11 protein-coding genes are annotated in these 13,781 nt (G+C 60.1%); 5 read left to right on the plus strand and 6 right to left on the minus strand.

Annotated elements, in window-relative coordinates; genetic code table 11:
• Positions 1-29: 29 nt before the first annotated feature.
• The 6 genes from leuS to CAQUA_RS11020 form a co-directional block, all read right to left on the minus strand.
• Complete coding sequence (gene leuS, locus CAQUA_RS10995) at positions 30-2,894, minus strand: leucine--tRNA ligase (RefSeq protein WP_196825087.1); 2,865 nt, start codon at positions 2,892-2,894, stop codon at positions 30-32.
• A 72-nt stretch (positions 2,895-2,966) separates the two neighbouring features.
• Positions 2,967-3,503 carry a flavodoxin domain-containing protein gene (locus CAQUA_RS11000; RefSeq protein ID WP_196825086.1) on the minus strand — a complete coding sequence of 179 codons (537 nt, stop codon included), beginning with the start codon at positions 3,501-3,503 and terminating at the stop codon, positions 2,967-2,969.
• A gap of 22 nt (positions 3,504-3,525) precedes the next feature.
• Positions 3,526-4,173, minus strand: coding sequence for a DUF1707 SHOCT-like domain-containing protein (locus CAQUA_RS11005; protein ID WP_196825085.1), 648 nt, complete (start codon positions 4,171-4,173; stop codon positions 3,526-3,528).
• A 25-nt stretch (positions 4,174-4,198) separates the two neighbouring features.
• Positions 4,199-5,632 carry an HNH endonuclease signature motif containing protein gene (locus CAQUA_RS11010; RefSeq protein WP_196825084.1) on the minus strand — a complete coding sequence of 478 codons (1,434 nt, stop codon included), beginning with the start codon at positions 5,630-5,632 and terminating at the stop codon, positions 4,199-4,201.
• 254 nt (positions 5,633-5,886) lie between these two features.
• The gene (locus CAQUA_RS11015; protein WP_196825083.1) at positions 5,887-7,338 is read right to left on the minus strand and encodes a DUF5129 domain-containing protein; all 1,452 of its coding nucleotides are present in this window, start codon (positions 7,336-7,338) and stop codon (positions 5,887-5,889) included.
• Between the two features lie 40 nt (positions 7,339-7,378).
• Positions 7,379-8,587, minus strand: a complete 1,209-nt coding sequence (locus CAQUA_RS11020) for a dicarboxylate/amino acid:cation symporter (protein ID WP_196825082.1) — start codon at positions 8,585-8,587, stop codon at positions 7,379-7,381.
• A gap of 42 nt (positions 8,588-8,629) precedes the next feature.
• Between CAQUA_RS11020 and CAQUA_RS11025 the strand changes: the two genes are divergently transcribed.
• The 5 genes from CAQUA_RS11025 to trpCF are packed head-to-tail and all read left to right on the plus strand — an operon-like array spanning position 8,630 to position 13,773.
• Complete coding sequence (locus tag CAQUA_RS11025; RefSeq protein WP_196825081.1) at positions 8,630-9,061, plus strand: SdpI family protein; 432 nt, start codon at positions 8,630-8,632, stop codon at positions 9,059-9,061.
• Positions 9,062-9,089: 28 nt separating this feature from the next.
• Positions 9,090-10,670: an anthranilate synthase component 1 gene (locus CAQUA_RS11030; protein WP_196825080.1), complete on the plus strand. Its 1,581-nt coding sequence runs from the start codon at positions 9,090-9,092 to the stop codon at positions 10,668-10,670.
• The gene (locus tag CAQUA_RS11035) at positions 10,667-11,332 is read left to right on the plus strand and encodes a glutamine amidotransferase-related protein (protein ID WP_196825079.1); all 666 of its coding nucleotides are present in this window, start codon (positions 10,667-10,669) and stop codon (positions 11,330-11,332) included. Before CAQUA_RS11030 ends, CAQUA_RS11035 begins: the two co-directional genes overlap by 4 nt.
• Positions 11,325-12,353, plus strand: coding sequence for an anthranilate phosphoribosyltransferase (gene trpD / locus CAQUA_RS11040; protein WP_196825078.1), 1,029 nt, complete (start codon positions 11,325-11,327; stop codon positions 12,351-12,353). Before CAQUA_RS11035 ends, trpD begins: the two co-directional genes overlap by 8 nt.
• Entirely contained in the window at positions 12,346-13,773 is a 1,428-nt protein-coding gene (gene trpCF / locus CAQUA_RS11045) for a bifunctional indole-3-glycerol-phosphate synthase TrpC/phosphoribosylanthranilate isomerase TrpF (protein WP_290178424.1), read from the plus strand. The genes trpD and trpCF overlap by 8 nt, the downstream gene beginning before the upstream one ends.
• The last annotated feature ends 8 nt before the right edge of the window (positions 13,774-13,781 follow it).

Below are 13,781 nucleotides of genomic sequence, written 5' to 3' on the forward strand. Positions count from 1 at the left end.
CCCCGCAGCGGCGCGCCGACTCGCCACGACTACTTCACCACTAGGTTCACCATGCGCCCGGGCACGACAATCGTCTTGACCACGTTCTTGCCCTCGATCAGAGCGGCAACCCGTTCGTCGGTCAGAGCGATTTCCTCAATCGTGCCCTTGTCCGCGTCAGTAGGCACGTTGATGCGGGCCCGGACCTTTCCGTTGATCTGTACGGGCAGCTCGACCGTGTCGTCGATAAGCAAATGCTCATCGAACGTTGGGAACGGCTCGAACGTAATGGTGTCGCTGTGCCCGAGTTTCTGCCAGAGTTCCTCCGCGATGTGTGGCGCTAGCGGCGAGACCATCTGAACCAGCGGCTGGAATGTTTCACGTGAAACATTGCCGCCGGACGCGTCGCGCGTCTTCGTCAGGTAGTTCACGTACTCAATCAGCTTCGCGACGACCGTATTGTCACGCAAGTTCTCATAGTCGTCGCGCACACCCGCGATCGTCCTGTGCAGGTGTTTGGCGTCCTCCTCCGACATCGGTGCGTCAGACAGCGTGAGCTCACCCGACTCCTCATCGACCGCCAGGCGCCACAGGCGCTGCAGGAAACGGTGCGCACCGACGACGTCCTTCGTCGCCCAAGGACGAGAAGTATCCAGCGGACCCATCGACATCTCGTACACACGCAGCGTGTCAGCGCCGAACTCCTGCGCGATGTCGTCAGGAGCAACGGCATTCTTCAGGGACTTGCCCATCTTGCCGTATTCCCGGTTGACCTCCTCACCGTTGTAGAAGAACTTGCCGTCCTTCTCTTCCACATCGGCCGCCGGAACATACACGCCGCGGGCATCCGTGTACGCATACGCCTGAATGTATCCCTGGTTGAACAAACGGCGGTACGGTTCCTTGCTGGTCACGTGACCCAAGTCGTACAGAACTTTGTGCCAGAACCTCGAGTACAACAAGTGCAAAACCGCGTGCTCAACACCGCCGACATACAGGTCCACGCCGCCCGGGTCGTTCTCACCGTGGACATCCGGGCGCGGGCCGGTCCAGTAGCGCTCATTTTCTAGCGCGCAGAACTGGTCATCATTCGTCGGGTCAATGTAGCGCAGCTGGTACCAGCTCGAACCCGCCCACTGCGGCATGACGTTGGTGTCGCGGGTGTACTCCTTAGGACCGTCGCCCAAATCCAGGGTGACGTTGACCCAGTCAGTTGCCTTCGCCAGCGGGGGAGAAGGCTCTGAATCCGCGTCATCCGGATCAAAGGAAACCGGGTTGTAGTCTTCCACGTCTGGCAGTTCTACCGGCAGCAAGTCTTCCGGCAATGCATGCGCGTTGCCTTCCGCGTCATAGACAATCGGGAAGGGTTCACCCCAGTAGCGCTGGCGGGCAAAAAGCCAGTCACGTAGCTTGTACTGCACCTTTTCGCGGCCCGAACCTTTCTCGGCCAGCCACTCAATCGCGGCGTCGATGCCCTCCTGCTTGCCCAGCCCGTTCAGATCCAGGCCCTCATCGTTGGCCGAGTTGACGTGCGGTCCGTCTCCCGTGAACGCCGCTTCTTCAATGTCGCCGCCCTCTAGGACCTCGACGATGGGCAAGCCAAATACCTGCGCAAACTCATAGTCACGTTCATCATGAGCCGGCACCGCCATAATTGCGCCCGTTCCGTACCCCGTCAGAACATAATCTGCGATGAACACCGGCACCTTCGCGCCACTCACCGGGTTCACCGCGTAGGTGCCCAGGAAAACACCTGTTTTTTCCTTATTCTCTTGGCGCTCCACATCGGACTTCGCCGCGATCGCCTTCCGGTACTCATGCACGGCCTCGCGCGGAGTGGACGCACCAAAAGTCCAGCGGGCATCCACATCCTCGGGGTAAGCGCTGGCCACCAGCTCGTCGACAAGCTCATGCTCTGGCGCGAGCACCATGTACGTCGCACCGAAGAGCGTGTCCGGGCGGGTGGTGAAGACCTCAAGGTCGTGTTCTGCGCCCGCCTCAGTGCGCGCAACAAACGTCACCTCAGCACCGCGGGAGCGGCCGATCCAGTTGCGCTGCATCGCTTTGACCTTCTCGGTCCAATCCAGCAACTCTAGGTCATCCAGCAGGCGGTCCGAGTACGCGGTAATACGCATCATCCACTGGCGCAAACGCTTCCGGAACACCGGGAAATTCCCGCGTTCACTCCGCCCGTCGGCTGTCACCTCCTCGTTTGCCAGCACCGTGCCCAGCCCCGGGCACCAGTTCACCATCGAATCCGATAGGTACACCAGCCTGAACTCGTCCACCGCGGCGCGCTTTTCAGCGTCGCTCAACTGCGAATAGTCCTTGCCGTCCTTTGTCTTCCGGATGCCTGATGACAGTTCGTCAATAAGTTCAGCGATAGGCCGCGCCTTCTGCAGATCTTCGTCGAACCACGCATTGAAAATCTGTAGGAAGATCCACTGAGTCCACTTGTAGAATTCCGGGTCCGTTGTCGCCACGGCCCGCCGACGGTCATGACCCAGGCCCAGAGCGTCAAGCTGGCGGGTCATATTCTCAATGTTCGCCATCGTCGTCGTCCGCGGATGCGTTCCTGTTTGGATGGCGTACTGTTCTGCCGGCAATCCGAAGGAGTCATAGCCGAGCGTGTGCAACACGTTTTTGCCCAGCATGCGGTTATAGCGCGCGAACACATCCGTCGCGATGTACCCCAGCGGGTGCCCAACGTGCAGGCCCGCGCCGGACGGGTACGGGAACATGTCCTGAACGTTGAGCTTGTCCTTCGGAAGTTCTCCACCCGTAGCTAGCGGCCCGACCGGGTTCGGCGCATTGAACGTGCCATTGTCAATCCAGTACTTTTGCCACTTCGTCTCAATCTCATTTGCAAGGCCCGCGCCGTAACGGAAAGCGGGGGAGGAGCTCGCGTTCGTCATGTATAGCGAGTTTACAGCGACCCCCTTCGGACCACCCACCGGAGGCAATGTTTCACGTGAAACATTGCCCTTTTAACCGTCGCTCTCGGCAAGCCACTCCACGATCTCATCGAGGCGGCCAAGGTCCACCCGGTCAACGTCCTTGCCGTAGCTGTCAATCATCATGCGCTCGTTCGCGGTCTTGCCCGGCTTGAGCTTCAACATCGTCACCATCGCCCGCATGACGTTTCTGTGCGACGGCGTCAGCTCAGGGTAGTTCAGCCGGCCCGGCAGATAGAATCGAGCCACGCGGTCTGCCCTCTTACCCAACAAGTCGCGCGCCGCGTCCTGTTCGACAGCGACCTCATCAAGGGTCATTCCCACCGTCGCCAAGCAGAGCTTTCGCTTATCGACGACCTCTTCCCCCAACTCTTTCACAAACCTTGCGCCGGGGTGAGACGGCCCGTGGATGGGGGAGAGGATGACGATTGGCCCGCCATCCGCAGTAACGGTTGCGGGATCCGGTAGCTCAACCGCTGTCACCCCTATCTGTTCCGCGAGCGCTTCTGCGTACCGCTGCGTTGAGCCGTAGTAGCTGGTGTAAAAAATGGAAGTGGTCTGGGGCTGCATACCTCTATTATCCACCAGAGATCTACTTCTTGAATCGGTTTATCGTCTTGTGCGCAATCTGCAACGCGTCCCCGGTTATCTGATCGGTCAATTCTTTACGTTCGTTTCGCCGACGTTCCTGGTCCATACGTTGCGCGGCCCTAAGCTCCCGAAGCCGCTGCCGTTCAATCTGGGCCGGGCTCGGTGTATACCAACTCGAGGGCCCCACTTTCATGACATACAAGAGTATGTACAGAGTGGGGATGACCAGCATCGGCAGACCCAGGAAGAAATCTGCACCAAAAGCACCAGCGAAAATCGTCGCGGGCACCAATGAGCCGACCGAACCCAAACCAAGCAAACCCAACCGGATGTTCTGCCCGCTCGCATGCGCCTTCGTCAGCTCGCCCTTGCTATACAACGGCTCGAGCGCGCGGCCAGGCACTGAACCGGACACCGGTTTAACCAGGGGGTTGGGCTGTGGCTCTGGGATCGGCAGGTCTTTGAAAAGAGGTTCGAGGTCTCCTTTAGTGGTCGCCTCGTAAACTTCTTCACACCTGCGATCAAACTCATCTTGATCCAGGCGGCCTTCACCGAGCGCAAAGCTTAAGTCAGCTAGCGCCTCAGATCTCTCCAGATCTGACAGACGAATATCCCTGGATGATGAATCAGGCTTATAAGGCTTGGTCACCCCACCACTGTAACCTGCTTCATCATTAGAACGGTGGTCGGACAAGTTGGATGTCAAATGCGATTCCATACTCCTCCTCAAGATCGCGGAGCTGAGCGAATAGTTCTGCTGGGTCTTCGCCGGCATCGTAGGCATCGTCAATCTGATCGGCGATCGTGTGAGCTTTTGCAAAGAATTGGGCTGCATGCCGCCTTGAAACCTTGATGTCGTCCAAGGAACGTCGCCATCTAGGGTTACGCGGAGTTAATTGGTCACCGATGAAGCCTTCGAGGTGAGTGAGCGCGTACGTCCCATCGTCGAAAAGCCAGACCACCTCACGAGTTTCAGGATCCACAATGTAGTGCGCCCGTCGATCGGTTTTTACGTTGTGATGGTGCTGACACAAGCTGAACAGGTTGCTCGGGGTTGTTCGCCCACCTTCATCGAATGGGATCCGGTGGTCGAGCTGACAACGCTGTGCTGGCTTAGAGCAACCGGGCCAGAGGCAGGTACCGTCGCGGCCCGCGCACAGAGCGATCATTGCCGTAGTGGGTCGGTAGCTCGTCGTTTCTTGCTCCGCCACGGGATCAAGAGGGATGATCCGTGCACCGTCGAGCCCACCCATTTCGTCGAGTGAAGCCAGCCCGTGGGGATCAGTCCACCCGGAATCAGGGAAGAAGACGGGCGCTCCTTCAATCGGGTTGCCGCCGTTTTCCGGAGCGGTGGTGGGCACGTAACCGTACAACGTGACTTGTACTGGCGGTACAAGCGCGCCCGTCAACAGCGCAGTCGTGGCGTCGGCGAGAGAGATATCGTTCTCTCGTGCTGTCTCTTCAATGAATGCCTGAACTGCTGACATGGTGGCCGCATCGGATGAATACTCGAGGGTTTTACCGCCAGCACGTCGAATATAGGAGAGAGTCGCTTTACCCTCAGCCTGTTTCTCACGCTTCTTACGCCGCTTCTCGTCATAACGCACGCCGGGATCTATCTCTCCGATTCGGCGGCGCAACTGATAGTAGATGGTGCCCGTCCCAGGGAAGATCTGGTTCGGGGCGTTAGGGGTGAACAGGTCCACCAGGAAACCGTCAATCTCAAACCAGACCTCTACATCCACACCGTTGCCCAATTCACTGCAGACGGTATCGATGGCTGCGAGGCGAGTGGTATCAAGCAGCTTCGATTCCTCCTGAAGCTCTTTGAGCATGGGTAAATCCTGCAGGCGTGAATACCCCAGAATCCCGCGTGTAACGGCCCATTTGTTCATGCCCGTATCACGCTGCAAGGTAGCTATTTCTACATCCATGTCCCACACGCCGAAACCTTGTTCCGCGTAGCAGGAAAACAATGCGTATTCCGCCTCCCGCAGAATGTGCCCTGAAGCTACACGCTCATCGTCGAAGCGCTCAATACTGAAATACGGCTCAGGTGTACCCACAAACGTTGATCCACCGCCACCGCCACGACCTTTTGTCGTCATCGGAACCCCCTTTAAAAAGTAGTTTGCCGCCCGATACCATAAGTGTATCCAAACACTTATTCGGCTAGCAACCCTTTTTAATCGTTCTTTCTATGTATTTTGGCTCACATGTTCTAGTCACAACAACGAGCAACCAGTGAGAGCCAGGAAGACGGCCCGCCCCACCTCACACCATAAAGAGCGCGCCGACAAAGGCGTGAAAAACACTGCGCTGCATCGAACATGCAATCGACGACGCAGGCGGGGACGTCGGATTAGAAGCTTGAGCTGCCACCGTCGCCGGAGAATCCGGAGGAGAAGCTTGAGTCGAAGCTCGAACCGCTGGAGTCAGAGCTGGAGGAGGTGCGCTCCTCGTGGATAGACACATTGGTGGCGTGCCAGGAGTCCATTTGCGAGTAGGTGATCACGCCGCCGTAGAAGAATCCGTGGTCGTAGAGGCGTGGCTGGTGGAGTGCCTCGTACTCCTTGACGTCGGAGAACTCGCGGCGCTTCACTTCCGCCATGATTGTGCGGTAGTCGTACAGGATGCGCACAAAGTCGTCGAGGAAGGTGGGGGAGGAGGGGTTCGCGTCGAGCTGGCGGATGCGGCCTTCTAGGTGGGTGAGGTCGCCACGAAGCTGGCGGTCGCGGACTTGGTGGCGGGCGGAAGAAACGTCCTCGATGAGCTTGGTCAAATCCGCACGGCGGGCGCCGGGATCGCCGCGTTCGATCTCAAAGAGGCGGTCAATGTTTTCCTCCGCGTAAAATGCCTGGTCAACGGTCTCACGCGCAGTCGCTAATTGTTTTGCCTTGGCCAGGAACGACTTGTCGTCGTTGACGTCAATTTCCCCGATCCCGCCGGCACCATTGACAAACTCGTGGAGTTTAAAGAAACGGTTGCGTACGTCATTCCATTGGTCGCGCAGTTCGTGATCGGCGAAGCTCGAGGCGATGGAATTGGCGCGGATATCCAATTCGTCGAGACGCCCGGCAAGGCGCGTGTACTCGCCAGTGATGCGGTCGTAATCGTCGCGGGCTTGATCAATTTTGCGACGGCGGCGTTCGGACAACGCAACGGCACCGGTAGAAGCACCCAAACCTGCAAGACCCGCGCCGATACCGCCGGCCGATGTCGCGTCAGAACGCTCCTCGGCGGCGGCGTCGTGGCGCAACTGGCTTACGGTTTCGACGTCGGTTGCGGTACGGGCACTCTTGAAGAGGCCGGCGGGAATGTTGCCAGCTTTGACGCCCTCTTTCATCGCATCGGTGGAAGCGCGGAGGTGGTCGCTGCCGTCTTTTAAGTCCAACTCAGCAGCAACATCAGGTCCGGCAAATACGAAAGCCTGTCGCGGCTGCAAACCCACGCCTACCAGCAGGAGCCCGTCAGCAAACTTTTTCTCGCCGATGAGATCAGGGTGGTTGTCGCGCAAGTACTCTTCGACAGAGTCGTTGACCTTCTCACGGTTCGTTGCAAAGACGAGGTAGCGCAGCTTGGTTACGGTCTCTGGCGCCTGGATCCGCTGGGCGTCGCGAAGCATGCGGGCCTCGTCTTCGCTGGTCAGAACGTCGTCCGGATCCCAGATTTCCACGTCCGTGATGGACGTTGTTTGCATCTGGAATGATTCAATCGGCGGGACGTCATTCGTGGCGTAGCCAACGCCGCCACCTATAAGGCCGGACAGTGCCGTGACAGCTGCGATGACTCCGATGTGCCGTGCGTTCACCATGGACCCAAGGTTAGACGAATGGCCGAGAGCTTGAAGAAGCTTATCGACGGTCCTCTTCCGCGGCGTGAACACCCTCAAGCTTGCCGGAGGCGAAGCGGTTCACCACGAGGGCGATAGCGCCGTCGCCCGTGACGTTGGCCGCGGTGCCGAAGGAGTCAATGACGATGTAGGCGGCGATCATGAGGCCGACCATGTTGTCGTCGAAACCAAGCATGGAGGCCAAGAGGCCCGTCGCGGCCATGATGGCGCCGCCGGGAACGCCCGGAGCGGCGATCATCATGATGCCGAGCATGAGGATGAAGCCGAGGGTCAGCGCGGGGGAGACGTCCATGTTGGACATGAAGATAATCGCGAACGTGTAGAGCCCGATCTTCATCATGGAACCGGAGAGGTGGATCGTCGCGCACAGCGGAACGACGAAGCCGGCAACGTTTTCATCCACCTTGTTGGTGAGGGTGGAGCGCAATGTGACCGGAATCGTTGCTGCGGACGAGGACGTGCCCAGCGCGGTGAAGTAGGCCGGGAGCATGTTCTTCAGTGCGACGAACGGGTTGACGCCCGCGATAGCGCCGGCGATCAGGTACTGCACGATGATGAGCAAGATGGTCATGACGATTGCCAGGACCAAGACCTTGCCGAAGGCCGCCATGGTGGAGCCCAGGTTGTCGTTCATGCCCAGGGAGAGGAACATGCCGAAGATGGCTACCGGCAGCAGCGGGATGATGAACGAACTGACGACCTTCATGATCACGCTCTCGAATTCCTCGAAGAACTTGTGCATCGTGGCGGATTGCACGCTGGTCATGGCCACACCAACGCAGAAGGCCAGCAGCAGGCCGGTGAGCACCGCGAACGGGGGCTCCATCTCAATTTCAAAGTAGGGGCTTAGGGCTCCCTCGTCGATATCATCCACCGCGGTGATGAGGGTCTGGTTACCCAGAAGCGAAGGGTAGAGCGCAGCGGAGACGCCCCACGCGATGAGCCCGGAGACGATCGTTGAGCCGTACGCAATACCGGCGGTGATCCCCAGCCACTTGCCCGCGCCCTTGCCGAGGCCAGCGATAGCGGGCGTGATCAGGGCGAAGATCAAGACGGGCACGAAGAAGCCCAGGAAACCGAAGAAGATGCCATTGAAAGTGACAAACACGCGCGCGAGCCAGGTGGGGAAGAAGAAGCTGCACGCAATACCTGCGGCGATCGCTACAACGATCCAGAACAACAGGGATTTAAGAACTGATTTTGAGGACATGCACAGTATCTTAAGGCAAACGCCATATCCTACACTGGTTCTATGACCGTAAACGTGGTACTAGGCATTCTCTTCCTCATCGTGGCACTCGTGTTGCTCGCCGGTGGGGCTGCGATGGTAACGCAGAAGTTCCCGGGTAATAAATACGTGGGTTTACAGGTCCCGGAGGCGCGAGAGTCCAAGGAAATCTGGGACGCCGCGCATAAGGTGACTGGGTTCTTCGTGATCTTGGCCTCGCTGGCTATGGCGTTTGCAGCGTCGTTTGCCTTTATTGCGCAGGGGTGGGTGTGGGTGTTCCCCGCGGTCGCGGTCGTTGCGGCGTTGGCTTCTATCAGTGTCGGCGCGAATCAGGGTGCGCGCACCGCCCGGATTCTCAGGGCTAATGAGAAGGCGCAGGAGCAGCCGTCTTCTAAGGTAGACATTGCTGCGCTGCGTGAAGCGGCGAACCGCGCGGACTCGCGTGGCAACAACTAGTTTCGCGAGAAAGACACAAAAGACACATATGAGTGACTTAGTAGGCGCGCTCGACGCGCAGGTTGTGGAAGTGCAGGTGCGCTACCACGCGGATGCGTCGCGCCTGTTTGAGATCCTTGGGGGCACGGCGGCCACAGATGTCGTGCTGTTGGAGTCGGCCGATATCACTACGCGTTCGGGGTTGCACTCCTTGGCGGTGCTGGAATCGTCGGTACGCGTGACCTGCGATGATGATGCGGTGACGGTGGAGCCCTTGACGGTGTCGGGGGACGCGATTGCCCAGAGGCTGCGCCAGCAGCTTGGGGGTTTTGAAGGGGAGGAGGGCACCTTTGTGTTCCCTCGGTCGACGGCCGCGGATGAGCGCGAGAGGCTTTTGGCGCCGAGTAACGTCGCGCCGCTTCGTGCGCTCGCGTTCGACGCTGGGTATGAGGATCCACAGGGGGATCTCCCCATGGTCGCTGGCGGGTTTGCCTTTGATTTTCTGGCTACGTTCGAAGATCTCCCGCCCGTGGGCGCTGGGCCGAACACGTACCCCGACTACCAGTTCGTTGCCGCGGAAATCGTCCTGCTCATCGACCACGAATCCCAGACGGCAAAGCTCAAGGGCGTTGATATCGCCGGCGGGGATGTGAAGAGTCGGATGAGGGAGCTTGCCACGCTTATCGACGAAGCGCGGACGGAGCACGCTCCGTCCGCGCGTGGGGTGTCGTCGTCAAGCAATGTGCTCGTCGCACACGCCGACTTAGATGATGAGGCGTACCGTGCGGACGTGAGCAAGCTGATGGACGACATCTATAACGGCGATATCTATCAGGTCGTGCCGGCGCGGGCGTTTAGCTGTGAGTGTCCGGATGCGTTCGCGGCGTACAAGGCACTGAGGGATTCGAACCCTTCGCCGTACATGTTTTACGTGCGCGGATTGGATGTGGATGGCACACCATACGAGCTTTTTGGGGCGTCTCCGGAGTCGAGTTTGAAATTTGAGGCCGCAACGCGTGAGGTGCAGCTGTACCCGATTGCCGGGACGCGGCCGCGTGGGCTCAACGCGGATGGCTCCATTAACCATGAGCTGGATACCCGCATGGAACTGCAGTTGCGCACCGACTCGAAGGAGGTCGCGGAGCACACGATGCTGGTTGACTTGGCGCGCAACGACATGGCGCGCGTCGCCGTTCCGGGCACGAGGCGGGTGCGGGACCTGCTGCAGGTGGATCGGTACTCGCGCGTGATGCACCTGGTGTCCCGCGTGACGGCGACGTTGGATGAGGAACTCGACGCCCTTGATGCCTACCGCGCGTGCATGAACATGGGTACGCTCACGGGCGCGCCGAAGCTGCGGGCCACGGAGCTGCTGCGCGAGCGCGAAGGTGCCCGGCGCGGGTCCTACGGTGGGGCAGTGGGGTACCTCAAGGGCAACGGCGACATGGACACGTGCATCGTGATTCGTTCCGCGTACGTCAGCGGGGGAACCGCGTGCGTGCAGGCCGGTGCGGGCGTGGTGCGTGATTCGAACCCGCAGTCGGAGGCGGATGAGACTTTGCACAAGGCGTACGCGGTCCTAAGCGCCATCGCGCACGCGGCGGGAGCACGCTTGGAGGTAGACGCATGAGCCGGATTGTGTTGCTAGATAACCAAGATTCTTTTGTCTACAACCTCGTGGACGCGCTGAGTACGTTGGCGGACCATGAGTTCACGGTGTACCGGAATACCGTGCCCGCGCAGACCATCATCGACTCCGCTCCGGACCTGGTGATCCTTTCACCCGGCCCGGGTTACCCGGCGGACGCTGGCTGCATGATGGAACTCATTGCCGCCGCGCAGGGCCGCATTCCGCTGTTGGGAATCTGTCTTGGTTTCCAGGCGCTCGTGGAGCACTTCGGCGGGGCAGTGACGCCGTGCGGTCCGGTTCACGGTGAGTCGATCGGGATGACGTTGACGGACGAGGGGCTGGCCAGCCCGATCTTTGAGGGTCTGGCTATTGATGGCGGGCCGGAGTTTGATTCCCCGGGCGTGACCGTCCCGGTTGCGCGGTATCACTCACTGGGAACCGTCGATGTCCCAGAGGAACTGGTTCCGCTGGCGCGCACAAAGGCCGCGACGGGCAACGTGGTGATGGCTGCGCAATCGCGCGACGGGATGTCCATTGGCCTGCAGTACCACCCCGAATCCATCCTGACCCCCGCCGGACCAATCATGCTGGAACGGTGCGTGTATGCGCTGATACAGAACAACACCCAAAAGAACAACACCCAAAGGAGCCCTCGTGGCTAGTGAATCTTCGCTCACCATTTTGAAAGCCTTCCTGGACAACAAAGAGCCCTCCCTGGAAGAGGCCGTTGAGGCCTTCACGCCGCTGACCATCGGTGATTATGATGATGTCCACATTGCGGCCTTGCTGGCCACGGTGCGCACGCGCGGGGAGACCTTCGCTGATATTGCCGGCGCCGCGAAGGCGTTTCTGGCTGCGGGTCGACCGTTCCCGATCACGGGTGCGGGAATTATGGATACGGCGGGGACCGGCGGGGATGGTAAGAACACGATCAACATCACTACGGCGGCATCGCTGGCCGCGGCCGCTGGTGGGGTGAAGATGATTAAGTGCGGAAACCGCTCGGTGTCGTCCAAGTCCGGTTCCGCGGATGTGCTGGAGGCCCTGAACATTCCACTGGACTTGGATCCGGACCGCGCGGTGCGCCAGTTTGAGGCTTCCAATTTCACGTTCTTGTTCGCGCCCGCCTACAACCCGGCGATTGCCCACGTCCAGCCGGTGCGCAAGGCGCTGGGCGTTCCCACGCTGTTCAACACGCTCGGCCCGCTGCTGTCGCCTGGCCGCCCGGAGACCCAGATCATGGGCATCGCCAAGCCGGAACTGGGCCAGACGATTGCGGAAACCATGCGCGAGCTTGGTCGCACGCGCGCGATGGTGGTCCACGGCGCGGGCACCGATGAGATCGCGGTCCACGGTGACACCTTGATCTGGGAGCTGGATTCAGCTGGAAACATCGAGCACTACACGCTCACGCCGGAAGATTTCGGAGTCAGTCGCCACAGCCTGGATGATCTAGCTGGCGGCAACGGCACGGAAAACGCCGCTGCGATGCGCGCGACCTTCAACGGTGAGGGCCCGGTGGCGCACCGTGACGCGATCGCCGCGACTACGGGCACCATCTTCTACCTCTATGGCCTCGCTGATTCTGTGCGCGAAGGCACGGAGAAAGCAACGCAGATGCTTGTCGACGGTGAGGTGCGCGACTGGCTCGCCACCCACGAAGGGGCCGACTACAGTGTCTAAACTTCCCACCGTGCTCGAGGGGATCGTCACCGCGCGCCGGGGTCATCTGGAAGATATTCGCAAGCGCATCGCGCACGTTGACGTTGATGGGCTGCCGCGATCCACCCGCTCTTTGTATGACAATCTGGCGCGCCCCGGCCACCAGTACATCATGGAGTGCAAGGCGTCCTCGCCGTCGCTAGGCACGATCCGCGAGCATTATGAGCCGGGTGAGTTGGCCAGCGTCTACTCGCGGTACGCGGCCGGGATCTCCGTTCTTTGTGAACCGGAACGTTTCTCCGGCGATTATGATCACTTGGCCACGGTCGCGTCTGTGACGCACCTGCCGGTGTTGTGCAAGGACTTCATCATTGACCCGGTCCAGATCCACGCCGCGCGTTACTTCGGCGCAGACGCCGTGCTGCTCATGCTGAGCGTGCTTAACGACGATGAGTACAGCGAGCTCGCCGCCGAAGCCGAGCGTTTCGGTCTTGATGTTTTGACCGAAGTGATTGATGAAGATGAGGTTGCGCGGGCGGAACGCCTCGGCGCGAAGTTGTTCGGTGTGAACCACCGCAACTTGCATGACTTGAGCATTGACCTTGACCGATCTGCCCGCTTGGCCCCTCTCGTGCCGGAGGGCGGACTGGTGATCTCGGAATCCGGGATCCGCGATGCGGAGACCATCCGGCAGCTCGGCGGCCACTCCGATGGGTTCTTGGTTGGTTCCCAACTTTCTGGCACCCCGGACGTGGACTGGGCAGCGCGCATGCTGGTCTACGGACCGAACAAGGTGTGCGGGCTCACCACCTGGTCCACTGCGCAGGCCGCACGTGCCGCGGGTGCGGTCTACGGTGGCCTCATCTTTGAGGAGAACAGCCCCCGCAATGTTTCACGTGAAACGGCGCGAGAAATCATCGCGAAGGAGTCAGGTCTCCACTACGTCGCGGTCTCACGGCGAACCCAGGGGTGGGGCGAACTGGTTGCGGAACTGCCGCAGCTCCACGCTGTCCAGATTCACGCGCCCTACCAGGGAAGTATCGAGGCCGAGCGCGCACTCGTCGACAACGTGCGGCATGAACTAGATGCCGCAGGATCGAATGTTGCGCTGTGGCGTGCCGTGTCTATGACTCAGCCGGATGGCGTGGAGGTGGCCGGGGAGCTCGTTGGCCGCGTCGATAAGCTTGTGCTTGATTCTGGCGACGGCGGCTCGGGCGAACGCTTCGACTGGGACCTGGTGCCTGAGTCGGTGAAGCAGCACGCGCTGTTAGCCGGTGGTATTAACGCTGAGAATCTCCGCGACGCGTTGGCGGTGGGGTGCGCGGGCGTTGACCTCAACTCCGGTGTGGAGTATCCCGCCACTGCTGGTCAGTGGGCGGGCGTGAAAGACGCCGGCGCGATACGGGCGGCCTTTGAAACAATCGGGCACTTTCACTACTAGATTTGTAA

The organism is Corynebacterium aquatimens, from assembly GCF_030408395.1.
GTDB lineage: Bacteria > Actinomycetota > Actinomycetes > Mycobacteriales > Mycobacteriaceae > Corynebacterium > Corynebacterium aquatimens.